This is a genomic window from Mesorhizobium sp. LMG17149, from assembly GCF_024518695.1.
In the GTDB taxonomy this organism is placed as follows: domain Bacteria; phylum Pseudomonadota; class Alphaproteobacteria; order Rhizobiales; family Rhizobiaceae; genus Mesorhizobium.
Window position 1 is genome coordinate 61,006 of sequence record NZ_JANIFL010000009.1, and the last position, 15,479, is coordinate 76,484.

The following is a 15,479-nucleotide window of genomic DNA, read 5'->3' on the forward strand; positions in this document are numbered from 1 at the left end:
AAAATCCCTGCAAAATCTCACAACTCATGGCCGGGCGATCGATCGTCGCCTGCCACACGAATCACACACTCTCTCCTCGGGCTTTCTGAATACACAGCGCCCGTGCGTGCAGCAACAAATCCAAATTGTGGTTGTGGCAAATGGCGTGTTCACGCAGGCTGCCGGCCCCACTTGAGCGACCCCAAACAGCCTTCGAACCGCCATGTTCATGTGGGAGCTTAATGGTTGAAAAAGGATTACGGCATAGTTTGCCCCTAACAGTTACCCTTAACGGCCGGCTAAAAGAGCCGTACGGGGTGCGAGGCGTCGGCGAAGGTGCTCCCTGACGGAGATTGGAAGCATGTTTTCCCGATACTACGACCGGAGCTTTCTCCGTGTCTTCTCAATGGCGGTCACGCTCCTGGGCGTTCTCGTCTTCTCGACTTCAACCCTGCGGGCCCAGGAATACACCGCTCAGGAGATTGTCGATTCCGGTCACAAGTTCTTCGGCGCGACATCAGGCGGGCTCGCCACAGTCGTCGAGAAGATTTTTGCTTCCTACGGCCTGCCCAACGGCTATCTGCTGGGCGAAGAGGGCTCGGGCGCGCTGATCGGTGGCCTGACCTATGGCGAAGGCACGCTCTACACCAAGAATGCCGGCGATCACAAAGTGTTCTGGCAAGGCCCATCGCTCGGCTGGGATTTCGGCGGCGAGGGGTCGCGGGTGATGATGCTGGTCTACAATCTCGACGATGTGGGCAGCCTCTACAACCGCTATGGCGGCGTCGCCGGTTCGGCCTATGTGGTGGCTGGCGTCGGCTTCAACGTGCTGAAGAACAACAATGTGGTTTTGGTGCCGATCCGCACCGGTGTCGGTGCCCGGCTTGGCGTCAATCTCGGCTATCTGAAGCTTACCGAGCGCGCCACTTGGAATCCGTTCTAAGCTGAAGTCCTTGGCTGTCGTTGCCCAAAACCGGGACCGCTTTTGGGTCGACATGCATTAAACTCGTGGCGTTGCGGCAAACCCTTGCCGCAACGCTGGATTTCCGCCATGTCAACGTGGCACAGTCAAAGCGCTCCATGCGCTTTTGGTTTATCTGGTTTGATGCTTACCGGCCACAACGGGTAGTCACTTGGTCCAGTCGGTCCTGTTCTTCGTCCTCGGCTTTCTCTGTGCTGGCTTTCTGGCGCTCATGGTGGCTCCGGCCATATGGCGTCGTGCGGTCACGCTTACACGCAGACGCGTCGAATCCTCGATCCCTCTGACGCAAACCGAAATCCAGGCGGACAAGGATCGCATCCGCGCCGAATACGCCATGACGACGCGCCGCCTGGAAATCAGCGTCAAGGCGTTGCGAGAGAAGGCGGCCGAACAACTCGTCGAGATCAATCGCGGTCGCGAGGCCATGAAGGGCCTGGCGGTCGAGCGGACGGACAAGAACCAGGCGCTGACCGATCTGGGCGCGAAGAACGAAGCTCTGCGTCAACGAGAGGGCGAGTTGCAGCAGCTTTCGGAGCGGCTGAAGGAAACCGAGCGCAAGCTGGAAAAGCGTGCACTTGAGCTGCAAAAGCTGGAGCGCATGTATGACGACGCCAGTTTTTCCTCGAGCAGCCGGCAGATCGAACTCGTGGCGCGAGAGTCCGAAATGCAGAAGCTCGCCAGTGACATTGCGATGCTGCGCGGCCAGCGCAAGGAAGCCGACAGGCGCGGCCAGGAAATCGCGGCCGAAAGCAAGGCCGCGCGGGAGGCCCTGAAAGCCGAGAAGAAAAGGACCGCCGAACTCGACAAGAAGGTCGAGCGGCTGCTGGCCACACTTGCCGATCGCGAAGACAAACTCGACCGCCGCGAAAAGGAACTGGCACGCATGCGCGAAAGATCGAAATCCGAAGACAGCGCGCCAGCCTTGCGCCTGGTCGGCAAGGGCGGCGATGTCGCCAAGAGCGATGACTTGGACAAGGCAATCGCCAAGCTCGACAGTGACCGTGAGCAGCTCGAGGCGAGGCTGACGGCGCTGGCGCGCGAGAACAAGCGGCTGAAGGCCGACCTCACCGCACTGGCCGCGTCCACGGCCACGGACAGCAGCTCCGCCTTGCGCGAGCAGATGAACGCGCTGGCGGCGGAGGTCGTCCATCTGACGGCGAAGCTCGAGGGGCCTGGTTCGCCGATCGCCAAGGCATTGGCGGTACCGTCGGACGCCCGCTCCGGCAACGGTGACCGCAGTCTTGCCGACCGCGTGCGCGCGCTGCAGAAGGCTGACGCGACAAGCTGAATCAGGCCTCCTTAGAGCATTTCACCGTTTCACGGAAACGGCGAAATGCCCTAACTCTTTGCTTTGACGCAATTCTGGACGGAAAACCGCTTCACACTTTTCCTGGAATTGCTCTAGCCGAAAAATGATGCAGCGCAATGGCTGAAGCCGCGGCGACATTCAGGCTGTCGAAGCCTTCCGCCATGGTGATCCGCACGTCGTGCAGGCTTGCGAGCAGGTCGTCCGGCAAGCCTTCGCCCTCGGTGCCGAGATAGAGCGCCAGGCGCTTGCTGCGCTGCGCATCGCGGATGTCGGTCTTCCCGCGTGGCGACAGCGCGAATTGATCGAAGCCACGTCGGGCGAGCATCGTCGTGAAGCCGGCGGTGTCGGAGAACGATGCGAAAGGGATCTTGAGCGCGGCGCCGACCGAAACGCGGATCGCCTTGCGATAGAGCGGGTCGCAGCATGTCGCATCCAGCAGGACCGCGTCAGCGCCAAAGGCGGCGGCATTGCGGAAGATCGAGCCCACATTGTCATGGTTGGCGATGCCGACGAGCACCACGACCAGCGCCCGAGGCGGCAAGCCGTCGAGCAGGTCTTCGGCCGGCTGCGGCTCTCCCTTGCGGCCAATGGCCAGGATGCCGCGATGCATATGAAATCCGGCGATAGCGTCCATCACCGCGCTGGTGGCGACATAGACCGGGAGGTCGGCGGGCGCCTTGCTCAGGATGTTGTCGAGACCTGCCAGCCGGTTTTCCAGGACCAGGATCGATTCGGCGGCAAAGCGCCCGGTCGAGAGCAGCAGGTCGAGCACCACCTTGCCTTCGGCGACGAAGCGGCCTTGCCGGCCGGCGAGGTCACGCTCGCGAATGTCGAGATAGGTAACGACGCGCGGATCTTGCGGGTCGTCGATGCGAATGGGATCCATGCATTCCTCGCGACCGTCGCATCGGCCCGAAAATCCGGACCGCTTCCCGGCGCTCACCTGGTTTGGAAAGCACGATGCGACGATTCGGGACAATCAGCCAGCTTTATGCGCCCCGGATGGGCGCATGTCGCTCTGAAAACGCCGGCGAGATCGGCGCTATGTGGTCAGGTTCCAGCACGGCGCAAACGGTGCGCCATCTGGGACAGATCATCCTTGCCGCTGCCGAAAATGCCGTCCAGCATGACAAGCAGTTCTCGCACGGCGTCGGATTTGCAGGAGTAGTAGATCATCTGCCGGTCGCGGCGGGTCTCGACTAGGTCGAGCGCCCGCAACTTGGCGAGGTGCTGGGACAGGGCGGATTGGCTGAGCATCACCTTCTCGGCAATGGCTCCAACCGACATCTCACCTTCGGCGAGGTAGCTCATGATCAACAGTCGCTTCTCATTGCCCATCAGCATGAGAAACTCTGCCGCCGATTCGGCGTTCACGATTAGCTTTGTCGAGACCATCGATCCCCCATGCTTCCTGTTCATCCCGACGCCATGGGGGCAATGGCGTCTGATTCCATAAATTCACTTGTCGATCGGCGCTGGCGATTCAGCGTCACCAAAAGGTAGAGCATTTCACTTAAATCTCAAGTGTTGCTTTTGGTCCAGCATAATTAAGTCTCCGTCCCGGCGTCGACAATGGCTCGGCCGGCCTTGGCCATATCGACCAGAACGTGCCGCAATTCGCCTGCCGCCGCCAAAGGTTGTGGGTAAAAGGCACGGCAAACATCGTAGCCCGACACCAGGTCCATGCCATCGGCATCGAATCCGGCAACACGCCAGCCGTTTCCGGATACTTTCGCGAAATGCTGTGCGTAGACGGCGATCGCGTCGAGATGGTCGGCGTTCATGTGGTCGATGGCAGATTGTTCGCGCGCCGCGAGTTCCTCGACGATCGGTCCGCTGGTGAGCAAATCCGATCGATCGAGGTGGTAGGCCTTGCCGAAGCCGCCGTTGAGGCGGGCGCGTTGCGGATCGAGGCGAAAGATCGAAAAGTCGCCGAGACCGGCGTAAAGTTTCGCCTTGGGATTGTGATTGAGATAGCGGCGCTCGACGCGGGCGTGTTCGGCAGATCCGCGCTCAAGCCGTGCTGCCTGGCAGATCAATGTCAGGCGCGGGTGCGCCAGCGGGTCGCCCTTGCCCGGTTCGCCGAGCAACAGGGAGCAGCGCGGATCGGCAAGCAGGGCGCCGGTGTGCGCCGAAAGCATCGACACCAGGATCAGCGGCGCGCCATCGATGTCGGTGGCCACGCCGACCCTGCTGGCCAGCGGCGAGCCGGTTTGCGGTTCGATCACCGCCAGGGCGCCAAAGCGGGCGCTGCGCAGAAGCGTCTTCGCCAGCCGGATCGCTTCGGCGTCCGTCTCGCGGATCACGTCCTTTTTCGGCTCGTCCAAGGCAGCACCGCAGTAAGTTGATCTTTCTTCTCTAGTTATCGTTATCGGTCAGCAAGCCGGATTTGACAAGGCCGTCGATCTCGGCTTTCGCAAAGCCGAAACGTGCCAGAATTGCCGATGGCGACAAATCCTCATTGCCTGGCATAGTGGCCAATGTCGGTTGCGAGCTCGAGAAACGCGGCGCGGGGGCCGGGCGCTCAAATGCACCTGTCGCCACAGAGGCGTTGCGTCCCCGATTGTGCGGGTGGTGCTTCGCCTCTTGCAGCGACAGGACGGGGGCCACGCAGGCATCGGTCTGGGCAAACAGCAGGTCCCAGTCGTCGCGTGGTTTCTGCCGGATCCGATCGGCAATGGCGGCGCGCATCGGCGGCCACAGGGCCTTGTCGTACTGGCCGGACGCAAAGCGCTCGTCGAGCGGCAGCAGCCTGGCGAATTCGGCGAAGAATTGCGGCTCCAGGCAGCCGATGGCGATGTGCCCGCCATCCGACGTCTCATAGGTGTCGTAGAACGGGGCGCCGGAATCGAGCAGGTTCGCGCCGCGCGTGTCGCTCCATAAGCCGGCCGCCATCAAGGCCTGCAGGGGCAGCGCCAGCATCGAGGCGCCGTCGACCATCGCGGCGTCGATGACTTCACCCTTGCCCGTGCGCGAACGTTGGAACAGGGCTGCCAGCACGCCGGCAATCAGCATCATGGCGCCACCGCCATAGTCGGCGACAAGGTTGAGCGGCGGGACGGGACGGCTGCCGACATGGCCGATGGCGTGCAGCACGCCGCTATAGGCGAGGTAGGTGATGTCGTGGCCGGCGCGGCCGGCGAGCGGACCGTCCTGACCGAAGCCGGTCATACGGCCGTAGATCAGCGCCGGGTTGCGCGCCAGCACCGTTTCGGGGCCGAGGCCAAGCCGTTCCATGACACCCGGGCGAAACCCTTCGAGCAACATGTCCGCCTTTTCGGCAAGGCGCAGCAACAGATCGGTGCCTTCACGGCGCTTCAGGTCGAGGCGCAGGAGGGCGCGGCCATGGCGGTCGATGTTGTACTCATCCGGCAGCGACAGGAGCTCGCTCGTCCCCGTCCGTTCGATGCGCAACACTTGCGCGCCCATCTCCGACAGCATCAGGCCCGCCAGCGGCACCGGTCCGAGTCCGGCCATCTCGATCACCTTCAGCCCGGTCAGCGGACCGGTTTTAGCGGCAGCGGACAGGCCGGCGTTCATGACCTTCTATTTCGGCGCCATGCGGATGGCGCCATCGAGACGAATGGTCTCGCCGTTCAACATCTGGTTCTCGATGATGTGCAGGGCGAGAGCGGCATATTCGGACGGTTCGCCCAGGCGCGACGGGAAAGGCACGGCGGCGCCCAGCGAATCCTGAACCTCTTGCGGCATGCCGGCCATCATCGGCGTCTTGAAGATGCCGGGCGCGATGGTGCAGACGCGGATGCCGGAACGGGCAAGGTCGCGCGCCACCGGCAGCGTCATGCCGACGACGCCGCCCTTGGATGCCGCATAGGCGGCCTGGCCGATCTGGCCATCATAGGCGGCAACCGAAGCGGTGTTGACGATGATGCCGCGCTCGCCGCCCTGCAGCGGCTCGAGCTTCGACGCGCGCTCGGCGACGAGGCGGATCATGTTGAACGTACCGATCAGATTGACCTCGATCACCTTGCGATACTGATCAAGGGGGTGGGGACCATCCTTGCCGATCGTCTTCACGCCGATGGCGATGCCGGCGCAATTGACCAGGATCCGCGGCTCGCCAAGCTTGGCGGCTACGTCGGCGAGCGCAGCGGTTCCGCTGTCGGCGCTGCTGACGTCGCACTGGACGGCAATACCACCGATCTCGGCCGCGACCTTGGCGGCGCGGTCAATACCCACGTCGAAGATGGCGACGCGGGCGCCCTTGGCGGCCAGCGCGCGCGCCGTTGCCTCGCCAAGGCCGGAGCCGCCGCCGGTGACGATCGCGATCTGGCCGTTGGGGTTCATGACGTCATCCTTTGATCTCAGGAACAGTGGGACGGATCAGGCGCCAGATCGACGGGAAAGGTCAAGCCATCGCGGCGACAGGATCGGCTACCCTGGCCTGATCGGCGTGGAAGACCTCGCCCAAGAGCCTGGCGACCGCGCCCGGCGCGATCTCGTGCGACAGCAGCCGGTCGAGATCGACGGGGCGCGGCATCGAAATCTGGCCGCGCGGAATCCGCTTGAAACCGAGCGGCCCGTAGTAGGGTTCGTCACCCACCAGCATGACAGCGGGCGCGCCGGCCTTGGCGGCGGCCTCCAGCGCGATCGCCACCAACCGGCGGCCGATGCCGAGATTTTTGAAGGCCGGCCGCACCGCGAGCGGCCCGAGCATTAGCGCGCGACCGGCACCGGCGGCGATGCGGGTCATGCGCACCGAGGCGACGACGATGTCGCCATCGACGGCGACAAAGGACAGCGAACGCTCGTGCCCTCCGGCCTCACGAATCTTGTAGGCGGCCAGCACAAAGCGGCCCGGCCCGAAGGCTTCGTCATTGATGGCTTCGATCTCGGGGTCGTGCGCCGGGGTTTCCGGCAGGTATTTCACGTCGGCAAGGCTCATGGTCTTTGCGTTCCGGTAAGGAGGAAAGGTTGCTGCAAACGGCAGCATTCGCCAGTCAGCGCTTCATCAAGCGCGGGCGCCCTTTCGTCGTCGGTAAAACCGGATCGAAGCAAAATCGAACATGCGGATTGTCCGCTAGCATCAATTTCCCGCCGCTGCAATCGGCCGTTTTGTTCGTCATTTCCGCCAAGTGACGGTCTGTTCAGCACCTGACGTCTTCGACAGGGCAGCCTTGCGCCTACATCAACCAACAGGACGCAAGGAGATTTGTATGGGAATGCTGGTCGAAGGAAGGTGGCAGGACCGCTGGTACGATACAGCGGACAATGGTGGCAGGTTCGTGCGGACGCAGTCGCAATGGCGCGACTGGGTCACCGTTGACGGGGCGCCTGCCGAAGGCCGGACGCGTGGTTTCAAGGCCGAGCCCGGCCGTTATCACCTCTATGTCTCGCTTGCCTGTCCGTGGGCCCACCGGACGTTGATCTTTCGCGCGCTGAAGAAGCTGGAAGGCGTCATATCGGTGTCGGTGGTGCATCATTTCATGGGCGCCAACGGCTGGACGTTCGTGGCTGAGGACGGCGCCACGGGCGACATGCTCTATGACCTCGACTTCCTGCACCAGATCTATGCCAAGGCCGATCCCGCCTATTCGGGCCGGGTGACTGTGCCGGTGCTGTGGGACAAAAAGGAGCAGACCATCGTCTCCAACGAGTCTTCCGAAATCATCCGCATGCTGAATTCAGCCTTCGACGAATGGGGCGACGCCAGCCTCGATTTCTATCCGAAGGCATTGCGCGGCGAGATCGATCGCATCAATGCGCTGGTCTATCCCGCGGTCAACAACGGCGTCTATCGCGCCGGCTTCGCCACCACGCAACGTGCCTATGAAGAGGCGTTCGGTGAAGTGTTCACAGCGCTGGATACGCTGGAGGAGCGGCTGTCGAAGCAGCGCTATCTCGTCGGTGGTCCTATCACCGAAGCCGACTGGCGGCTGTTCACCACGCTGGTGCGCTTCGATCCGGTGTATGTCGGCCATTTCAAATGCAATCTGCGCCGTATCGCCGACTACCCGAACCTGTCCAACTATCTGCGTGATCTCTACCAGGTGCCTGGTGTGGCCGGGACGGTGAACATGCATCATATCAAGGCGCACTATTACGGCAGCCACCAGACGATCAATCCGACGCGGATCGTGCCTGTCGGACCGGATCTGGATTATGCCGCATGGCACAACCGGGCGCGCTTCGAGAAAGCGGCAGCCTGATCTACCAGTAGGGCGAGGGCTGCTCGCCGTCAAAAACCTCGGCGATCCGGCGCAGCGTCGCCGGCGTCGTGCCCTGCGGCAAACGGTCGAGCGGGAAGAAGCCGGCCTCGGCGATTTCGTGATCCGGCCGCTTCGGCGCCGTCTGGCTGAAATGCTCGAGCAAATAAAAGCCGACATGGTCGCGGCGGCTGGAGCGGCGGTTGAAATGCATCGATTTGAACACCGGCGGGGCGGTGAGAGCGATGTTGCCTTCCTCGGCCAGTTCACGGGCCAGTGCCTCGTTCATCGTCTCGCCGACTTCGACGCCGCCGCCGGGCAGCTGCCAGCCTGGTACGTAGGTATGGCGAATGAGGAAGACGGACTTGGACGCCCTGTCGTGGATCAGGCCGCGCACGCCAAGCGTCATCGGCCTCCGCAGCACGAAATAGAGATGGAACAGCCTGGTCCTCAAACCTGGCCAGCCGGTCTGGCGGAAGGCATCTTCAGGGCTCGTCATTGATAGCGAAACCGTGGGTGGAAAGCCGTGCGCGGGTCGCCTATGAAGGTTGTATGTTCAGGCTCGCGCATATTTCCGATGTCCATCTGGGGCCGCTCCCCGATGTATCCTATCGCGATCTCGCCTCCAAGCGCGTGCTCGGCTATGTCAACTGGCAGCGCAACCGCCGCCGCCATATGCATGATGCGGTCATCGACACGATCGTCGCCGACATCAAGGCGAACACGCCTGACCACCTCGCCGTCACCGGCGACCTGGTCAATCTGGCGCTCGACGGCGAGATCGAGATGGCCAGGCACTGGCTGGAGACGCTGGGGCCGGCGCATGATGTTTCGGTCGTTCCGGGCAACCACGACGCCTATGTGCCAGGCGCCTTCGACAAGGTCTGCCGATCCTGGGCGGCGTGGATGAGCGGCGACGGTGTCAACACGCCGGTCGATCGTAACGCATTTCCCTATCTGCGCGTGCGCGGCAACGTCGCGCTGATCGGTGTCTCGACGGCGCGCGCCACGGCACCCTTCATGGCCAATGGTTTCTTCATGGAAGGCCAAGCGAAGCGGCTCAGCAAAATCCTCGGGGATACCGCCGGACAGGGGCTGTTTCGCGCCATCATGATCCATCATCCGCCGGTGCGCGGCGCGGTCCCGCAGCACAAGCGGCTGTTCGGCATCGCCCGCTTCAACAAGATCATTCGTCGCCACGGCGCCGACCTTGTCCTGCACGGCCATTCACATCTGCCGTCGCTGTTCTTCATCGGCGGTCGCGGCGTCAGGATTCCGGCGGTCGGTGTCGCTGCCGCCGGCCAGGCGCCGGGCGGCAAGAACCCGGCGGCGCAGTACAATCTGTTCGACATTGACGGCGAGAAGGGCAATTGGCGGATCCGGCTGACACGGCGCGGCCTGACCGGGCCGTCCATACCGCCATCCGATCTGCAGACGGTGGAGCTTGGCGCCGAGGCCGCTATGGCCGCAAATTGACAACCATGGCCACGATGCGGTCCCAGAACAGGACGACCGACACCACAAGGCCGACCAGTGCGCCGGCAGCGACCAGGCCAAGCCCGGACAGAAGGGCCGACCAGCGTTTGCCGCGCTCCGTTGCGCGCAGCGGCGGTTCGGCTTCCGGCACATAGGCACGTTTCAGGCCGGCGACGGCGGGTTCGACGCCGCCTTCCAGCATCCTCTGACGCTCGACGATGCGCTCGGCGACATAGCGTGTCACGGAATCGGCCACCGGCTTCATCTCGGTGGATTCGGCAAGCACCACCCGGCCGATACGGGTGTCCTTGAGGAAGCGATAGGTCCGGCGGTCGCGCCCCATGGCGACATGGCTGACGGCGTCGATCCACAGGCGCGGCTGCAAGCCGGACGAGACGACAAAGTCGAAATTGTCCATGTCGGCCGGAACATCGGCAAAAACCGGTGCCAGTTCGGCGGCGAGCAGATCGAGACGCATGCGATGCGCCTCGCGCATGTCGACGACGACGTCGTCGCGGTCGGCGAAGGCATTTTTGACATCACGGATGGCATCGGACAGTTTCTTGGACTGGTCGATGGTCTTCTCGCCTGCTTCCTTCATCGGCGTCCGCCTCGTAGGTTTGGTTAACACCGGGTTAACACAGCCGCCGGCAAAATGCACTGGCGAGATCGACGGCCCCGGGGTGTCCAGGAAGGTTGTCGTGCGCGAAAAAGGTCAGCTGGCTGCGGCGGCGAATTTCTGGCGGTGTGGCCTGGCGCGACGATTGGTGTTCCGGCGAATGATCTCGGCAACAAGGTCGGGGGCTTCCTCAGCCAGCATATGGCCGGCCTCCAGCACGTGGTGCACGTGAAAATGCGCCGGCAGGTCATCCGCCTGGGTAAAGGGCAGCACCGCATCGCTGATTCCCCATGCCACCATCACCGGCATGTTCAGTCCATCGAGGCGATCGTGCGGGATGACGCCTTGCCGACCGTCCACGGTCATGGCGGCTGCGATCTCGACGAGCTTTTCGAGTTGGCCGGGTCGCCTGCGCATTTCCCAAAGGGTGTCCACCGTATGTTCGAGCGGCGGGGCTGAAGGTCCCGACATGACGGCGAGGCAGGAGCGGATCTCGGACCGATCCGCGGCTTCGGCATAGCGGCGCAACAGCGGTCCATTGATTTCGGGGCCAAGGCCGCCCGGCGCCAGAAGCGTCAGCGAGGCTATCTTTTCGGGCTCGGCCAGCGCCATCAGCGCCGCCACGGCACCGCCCATCGAGTGGCCCACGAGATGAACGCGCTTCAGGCGGCGCTCCGAGAGATCGGCGAGCACGGCCTTGGCTGCCACCCTGGCCGGACCGGCAGCGGGAAAATCCAGCGACGACCCGTGCCCAGGCAGATCATAGGCCAGCGTATGCGTGGAAGGCGTCAGGGCGGAAATCACCTCGCGCCATACATCATGGCAGCCGCCGAAACCGTGCAGCAGGACGATGGCCTTCGAGCCAACACCCTCTTGGGCGGCAAAAAGTGATGCGGTCATGAAAGCTGATTTTTTGTTATTGCAGAATGCGCGACACCCAATGGTGGCTGAATTGCTCCTAGTCCAACGTGATGACCAGTAAAATTTTCGCGATTTGTACGGTTGTGTACAGAACCTGGCGACCAATCGGCGATCGGAGCGCAGGAAATCCATCGGGACGCGGCACAGCCAGTACGCGGACGTCGATGGTGTCAGCTTGGGCTGCCGAGCCCGGCAGCGCGGAGTGCCTGGACCAGCCGGTCGGTCAGGTCGGCCGGATATTTCCGCTCGACGAAAGTCGCCCGCGGATCGGCGGCAAATTTGGGGAACTCGGTGGTCAGTTGTTTCAGCAGCGTGCTCACCAGATGATCCTGTCCGGCAGCCTTGGCGCCGATCAGCCGCGCCGCCAGATAGTGTGATTTCGTTGCCGTCGTTCTCAGGGCCATGCTGGCCGCGACTGCCTTGTTCATGTCGCCGAGCATGAACTCACCGACGAACAGCCCGTAATCCCACCATGTCGGGTGCCCGCTGAAGGTCTCCACCGCATGATCGAGGATCGGCGTTCCTTCAGCATATCGTCCGGCGAAGATCAGCCCGTAGCCGTAAGCGGCGGCCATGCCGAGATCGTAGGGGTTGAGTTCATAGGCCTTGCGCATCCAGCGGATCGCTTCGTCCGTATTGCCGAGGCGCGAACTGACATAGCCGTAGGAGCGATGCGCATAAGGGCTGGTCGGACCCATCTGCACGCCGCGATGGGCAAACTCGACGGCTGTCTCAATCGTCGCATTGGGCGGATAGGCGTAATGATCGGACACCGCCTCGAGATGCAGGGAAGCAAGTTCCGAATAGACGAGCGAGGACTTGGTTCCACCATTAGCCAGCTTCTCGAGGCAACGGTAGGCTGCCTCATGGGTCCTGGCGTTCTGGTCCAGATAATATTTGCCGTTGAGCAGCAGACATTGCGTCAGACCGTTTGGCGTGCCGGTCTGCTCGATATAGTTGTAGATGGTGCCGGAGGCGGGGAGTGCCGAGCTAAGCATGTCGGCGATACGGTCTTCGACCGCTGCAGGTGCGCTGTCGGCGGGGGTGAGATTGCGCGATAGAAGCACCCGTCCGGACGCCATGCTTTGCAGTTCGATCGTGATGTCGCCCGCGTCCGGTCCAGATAGGACGTCGAATATGAAGCTCGTCGCGTCGTCGGCCGGATCGCCGACGGTGTCGCGGCCGATGAAGTCGATCGTATCGAAGCCACTCAGGCCGGCGCGCAGCGATGCGGCGACACGGCTGGCGTCGGGGCCGTCAGCCTTGAGTCCGATATAGACTTGCGGCAGAGCGTCAGCCCTTGCCGATGCCGTGATGCTTGCGGTTGCGCCAGCGATCTCCGGCATTGCCGAGATGTCGCCGCCTGCCAGCAAGGCAGTGCTGCCCTGGCGAAGGATCAGTACGCCCAGCATGGCGATGACCAGAGCGATCGCCATCCAGAAAAAGCGGAGATGGCGCGCCACCGAGGGAGCCGGCGAAGATGGTACGGAAGCCAGAGACATCGCCTCCAGCATGCCCGTGCCGGCTTCGTTTGACCGATCGGTGGATGCGGCGCCGTCCAGCCTGAGTTCGGGAACAGACTCGGCAATATCGGGCAGGCGGATCGCGTTCAATTCATAGGCAGGAACATAGCCGCCGCGCGGAATGGCGATGCGGACCGGCTCGGCAATTCCCTCATTGGCAAAATAGTGCTGCAGAAGCTCGCGCAGCCTGCCTGCCTGCACACGCACCACGGCATCGGTGGACGGATCGAAGTCGCCGTCCTTGCCGAAAACATCCATGGCAATGGAAAAGCCCTTGAGCCTGTCGGCTTCGCCGGCCTGTTCACGTTCGACAAGATAACGCAGCAGCTTGCGCGCGCGTTCGGATCGGCCGAACGTTTGGCTGGCAAGCAGTCGCTCCAGTGTCTCGCGCACTGCGGGGGCGGCAGGCGTGGCATGCTGCAAGTGTCGATCCTCTCGAAGTCGGCACAGGTTGAGGCGCGATCATATAGGTCCCGCACCACCACACAAGTATACACCCCGTTATGCGATCACGTACCCACCGGATAATTCCGCGGTGGTTAATGGCCCGAAAGATCGGAACCGATCACCAGGTTGGGTGGGTTCCGATCTTTGTTCCCGTCGGGCGTCAGCCGGCTTTTTTACCGACGATACGGTTCGCGGCAGACATCACCGCCTCCAGTGAGGCGGCGACGATGTTGGTGTTGATGCCGGCGCCGAACAGCTTGCCCTGGGGATACTCCATCTCGACATACGAAATGGCCGACGCGTTCGAGCCGCGCTGCATCGAGTGCTCGGAATAGTCGAGCACCGACATCTCGACGCCGACATGGCGCGACAGCGCATTGACGAAACCATCGATCGGGCCGGTACCCGTGCCTGTAATCGTCACTTCCTTGCCGTCGTCGAGGATGACCGCCTCGACGACGCGCCGGCCCTTGATCTCGGTGCTGGGATAGGTGTGGTGATCGAGGAATTTCAGCCGCGCGCCGGGCTGGTCGACATAGGTCTCGATAAAGCGCTCGTAGATGCGCCTGGCCGGCACTTCCTTGCCCTCGGCATCGGTGATCGCCTGGATTTCCTGGCTGAACTCGATCTGCAGATTGCGCGGCAGGTTGAGGCCGTAATCGGCCTGCAGCACATAGGCGATGCCGCCCTTGCCGGACTGCGAATTGATGCGGATGATGGCTTCGTAGCTGCGTCCGACATCGGCCGGGTCGATCGGCAGATAGGGCACTTCCCACAGGCTCGTATTGGCCTTCTTCAGCGCCTTCATGCCCTTGTTGATGGCATCCTGGTGCGAACCGGAAAAGGCGGTGTAGACGAGTTCGCCGACATAGGGATGGCGCTCGGGGATCTTCAACTGGTTCGAATATTCGTAGACGTCCTTCATCCGGTTGATGTCGGAGCAATCGATCAAGGGATCGACACCTTGCGTGTACATGTTCAGCGCCAGCGTGACGATGTCGACATTGCCGGTGCGCTCGCCATTGCCGAACAGCGTGCCTTCGACGCGGTCGGCGCCGGCCATCAGGCCGAGCTCGGTGGTGGCGATGCCGGTGCCGCGGTCATTGTGCGGATGCAGCGAGACCAGCAGGTTTTCCCGGTTGTCGAGGTTGCGGCACATCCACTCGATGCGGTCGGCATAGATGTTGGGGGTCGACATCTCGACCGTCGAGGGCAGGTTGATGATCAGCTTGTTGTCCGCCGTCGGCCTGACGATCTCGGTGACGGCGTTGCAGATCTCCAGCGCCACTTCCAGCTCGGTGCCGGTAAAGCTCTCCGGCGAATACTCGAAACGAAAGCCTCCGCCGGCCTTGGCCGCCATGTCGGTGATCATCTTGGCGGCGTCGGTGGCGATGCGCTTGATGCCGCCGACGTCCTTTTCGAAGACGACGCGACGCTGCAGCTCGCTGGTCGAATTGTAGAAATGGACGATCGGGTTGGTGGCGCCCTTCAGCGCCTCGAAGGTGCGGGTGATCAGCTCCGGCCGGCACTGCACCAGCACCTGCAGCGAGACATCGGCGGGCACGTTGCCTTCCTCGATGCACCAGCGGGCAAAGTCGAAATCGGTCTGCGATGCCGACGGGAAGCCGATCTCGATCTCCTTGAAGCCCATGTCGAGCAGCAGGCCGAACATGCGTGCCTTGCGCTCATGGCCCATCGGATCGATCAGCGCCTGGTTGCCGTCGCGCAGGTCGACCGAGCACCAGATCGGCGCCTTGTCGATCACCTTCGAAGGCCAGGTCCGGTCGGTGAGGCCGACGGTCGGATAGGGCTGATATTTGCGAGCCGCGTCGGGCATCCCTTTGGCCGAATCCGTGTCGGCTACCGCGGCATCGGAGCGGATTTCTTCTCGTGCGTTCATCGTCGGTTCTCCCGGCGGCTCATGGATCCACCTTCGGTGGATTGATGGCGAGCGGCGCCTTTACCAGAATTTCGTTCGCTTGATGTGATTGCCAAGGAGCATGCGCTTGCGCGGCGGTTCGACCGCCGGGCGCTCCTTCAGCGAACCCGGCGATCG

At 62.8% G+C, this 15,479-nt stretch carries 16 protein-coding genes; 5 read left to right on the top strand and 11 right to left on the bottom strand.

Annotation, left to right across the window (positions count from 1 at the left end):
• Positions 1 to 385 precede the first annotated feature (385 nt).
• Together NP945_RS21365 and NP945_RS21370 are read left to right on the top strand one after the other, a co-directional pair.
• Positions 386 to 922 carry a DUF1134 domain-containing protein gene (locus tag NP945_RS21365; RefSeq protein WP_245463604.1) on the top strand — a complete coding sequence of 179 codons (537 nt, stop codon included), beginning with the start codon at positions 386 to 388 and terminating at the stop codon, positions 920 to 922.
• 190 nt (positions 923 to 1,112) lie between these two features.
• Positions 1,113 to 2,249 carry a hypothetical protein gene (locus NP945_RS21370; protein ID WP_128308549.1) on the top strand — a complete coding sequence of 379 codons (1,137 nt, stop codon included), beginning with the start codon at positions 1,113 to 1,115 and terminating at the stop codon, positions 2,247 to 2,249.
• Positions 2,250 to 2,340: 91 nt separating this feature from the next.
• Here the strand turns inward: NP945_RS21370 and NP945_RS21375 are convergent, their stop codons facing one another.
• From NP945_RS21375 to NP945_RS21400, 6 genes are all read right to left on the bottom strand, one after another.
• Complete coding sequence (locus tag NP945_RS21375; RefSeq protein WP_256747451.1) at positions 2,341 to 3,156, bottom strand: RNA methyltransferase; 816 nt, start codon at positions 3,154 to 3,156, stop codon at positions 2,341 to 2,343.
• Positions 3,157 to 3,320: 164 nt separating this feature from the next.
• Entirely contained in the window at positions 3,321 to 3,665 is a 345-nt protein-coding gene (locus NP945_RS21380; RefSeq protein ID WP_023809905.1) for a helix-turn-helix transcriptional regulator, read from the bottom strand.
• Between the two features lie 152 nt (positions 3,666 to 3,817).
• A complete protein-coding gene (locus NP945_RS21385) occupies positions 3,818 to 4,597 on the bottom strand; it encodes a HugZ family protein (protein ID WP_256747452.1) in 780 nt (259 codons plus the stop codon).
• Positions 4,598 to 4,628: 31 nt separating this feature from the next.
• Positions 4,629 to 5,810, bottom strand: a complete 1,182-nt coding sequence (locus tag NP945_RS21390; RefSeq protein ID WP_256747453.1) for a CaiB/BaiF CoA-transferase family protein — start codon at positions 5,808 to 5,810, stop codon at positions 4,629 to 4,631.
• Positions 5,811 to 5,816: 6 nt separating this feature from the next.
• Positions 5,817 to 6,578, bottom strand: coding sequence for a 3-hydroxyacyl-CoA dehydrogenase (locus NP945_RS21395; protein ID WP_127267375.1), 762 nt, complete (start codon positions 6,576 to 6,578; stop codon positions 5,817 to 5,819).
• Positions 6,579 to 6,639: 61 nt separating this feature from the next.
• Entirely contained in the window at positions 6,640 to 7,176 is a 537-nt protein-coding gene (locus tag NP945_RS21400; protein WP_256747454.1) for a GNAT family N-acetyltransferase, read from the bottom strand.
• 29 nt (positions 7,177 to 7,205) lie between these two features.
• Between NP945_RS21400 and NP945_RS21405 the strand changes: the two genes are divergently transcribed.
• Both NP945_RS21405 and NP945_RS21410 read left to right on the top strand, forming a co-directional pair.
• Positions 7,206 to 7,370 (top strand): hypothetical protein, encoded by a 165-nt coding sequence (locus NP945_RS21405; protein WP_164748917.1) that lies wholly within the window; start codon positions 7,206 to 7,208, stop codon positions 7,368 to 7,370.
• A gap of 77 nt (positions 7,371 to 7,447) precedes the next feature.
• Positions 7,448 to 8,440, top strand: a complete 993-nt coding sequence (locus NP945_RS21410) for a glutathione S-transferase family protein (RefSeq protein ID WP_256747455.1) — start codon at positions 7,448 to 7,450, stop codon at positions 8,438 to 8,440.
• A gap of 1 nt (position 8,441) precedes the next feature.
• Here NP945_RS21410 and NP945_RS21415 read toward each other — a convergent pair whose 3' ends face one another.
• Entirely contained in the window at positions 8,442 to 8,936 is a 495-nt protein-coding gene (locus tag NP945_RS21415) for an NUDIX domain-containing protein (RefSeq protein ID WP_256747456.1), read from the bottom strand.
• Positions 8,937 to 8,989: 53 nt separating this feature from the next.
• On the opposite strand from NP945_RS21415, the gene NP945_RS21420 reads away from it, so the two are divergent.
• Positions 8,990 to 9,913, top strand: a complete 924-nt coding sequence (locus NP945_RS21420) for a metallophosphoesterase (protein WP_256747457.1) — start codon at positions 8,990 to 8,992, stop codon at positions 9,911 to 9,913.
• Here the strand turns inward: NP945_RS21420 and NP945_RS21425 are convergent.
• The 4 genes from NP945_RS21425 to leuA all read right to left on the bottom strand — a co-directional run bounded on the left by NP945_RS21425 (position 9,897) and on the right by leuA (position 15,323).
• Positions 9,897 to 10,514, bottom strand: a complete 618-nt coding sequence (locus NP945_RS21425) for a hypothetical protein (RefSeq protein ID WP_256747458.1) — start codon at positions 10,512 to 10,514, stop codon at positions 9,897 to 9,899. The two genes, NP945_RS21420 and NP945_RS21425, sit on opposite strands and share 17 nt — an antisense overlap.
• 114 nt (positions 10,515 to 10,628) lie before the next feature.
• Positions 10,629 to 11,432, bottom strand: coding sequence for an alpha/beta fold hydrolase (locus NP945_RS21430; protein WP_256747553.1), 804 nt, complete (start codon positions 11,430 to 11,432; stop codon positions 10,629 to 10,631).
• Positions 11,433 to 11,623: 191 nt separating this feature from the next.
• Positions 11,624 to 13,399 carry a M48 family metallopeptidase gene (locus NP945_RS21435; RefSeq protein ID WP_256747459.1) on the bottom strand — a complete coding sequence of 592 codons (1,776 nt, stop codon included), beginning with the start codon at positions 13,397 to 13,399 and terminating at the stop codon, positions 11,624 to 11,626.
• Positions 13,400 to 13,583: 184 nt separating this feature from the next.
• Positions 13,584 to 15,323, bottom strand: coding sequence for a 2-isopropylmalate synthase (gene leuA / locus NP945_RS21440; RefSeq protein ID WP_256747460.1), 1,740 nt, complete (start codon positions 15,321 to 15,323; stop codon positions 13,584 to 13,586).
• Positions 15,324 to 15,479 lie beyond the last annotated feature (156 nt).

Coding starts and splice junctions, on each gene's coding strand:
- NP945_RS21365 (WP_245463604.1), top strand. CDS start 386: ATGGCGGTCACGCTCCTGGGCGTTCTCGTCTTCTCGACTTCAACCCTG.
- NP945_RS21375 (WP_256747451.1), bottom strand. CDS start 3,156: ATGGATCCCATTCGCATCGACGACCCGCAAGATCCGCGCGTCGTTACC.
- NP945_RS21380 (WP_023809905.1), bottom strand. CDS start 3,665: ATGGTCTCGACAAAGCTAATCGTGAACGCCGAATCGGCGGCAGAGTTT.
- NP945_RS21390 (WP_256747453.1), bottom strand. CDS start 5,810: ATGAACGCCGGCCTGTCCGCTGCCGCTAAAACCGGTCCGCTGACCGGG.
- NP945_RS21395 (WP_127267375.1), bottom strand. CDS start 6,578: ATGAACCCCAACGGCCAGATCGCGATCGTCACCGGCGGCGGCTCCGGC.
- NP945_RS21400 (WP_256747454.1), bottom strand. CDS start 7,176: ATGAGCCTTGCCGACGTGAAATACCTGCCGGAAACCCCGGCGCACGAC.
- NP945_RS21410 (WP_256747455.1), top strand. CDS start 7,448: ATGGGAATGCTGGTCGAAGGAAGGTGGCAGGACCGCTGGTACGATACA.
- NP945_RS21415 (WP_256747456.1), bottom strand. CDS start 8,936: ATGACGAGCCCTGAAGATGCCTTCCGCCAGACCGGCTGGCCAGGTTTG.
- NP945_RS21420 (WP_256747457.1), top strand. CDS start 8,990: ATGTTCAGGCTCGCGCATATTTCCGATGTCCATCTGGGGCCGCTCCCC.
- NP945_RS21425 (WP_256747458.1), bottom strand. CDS start 10,514: ATGAAGGAAGCAGGCGAGAAGACCATCGACCAGTCCAAGAAACTGTCC.
- NP945_RS21430 (WP_256747553.1), bottom strand. CDS start 11,432: ATGACCGCATCACTTTTTGCCGCCCAAGAGGGTGTTGGCTCGAAGGCC.
- leuA (WP_256747460.1), bottom strand. CDS start 15,323: ATGAACGCACGAGAAGAAATCCGCTCCGATGCCGCGGTAGCCGACACG.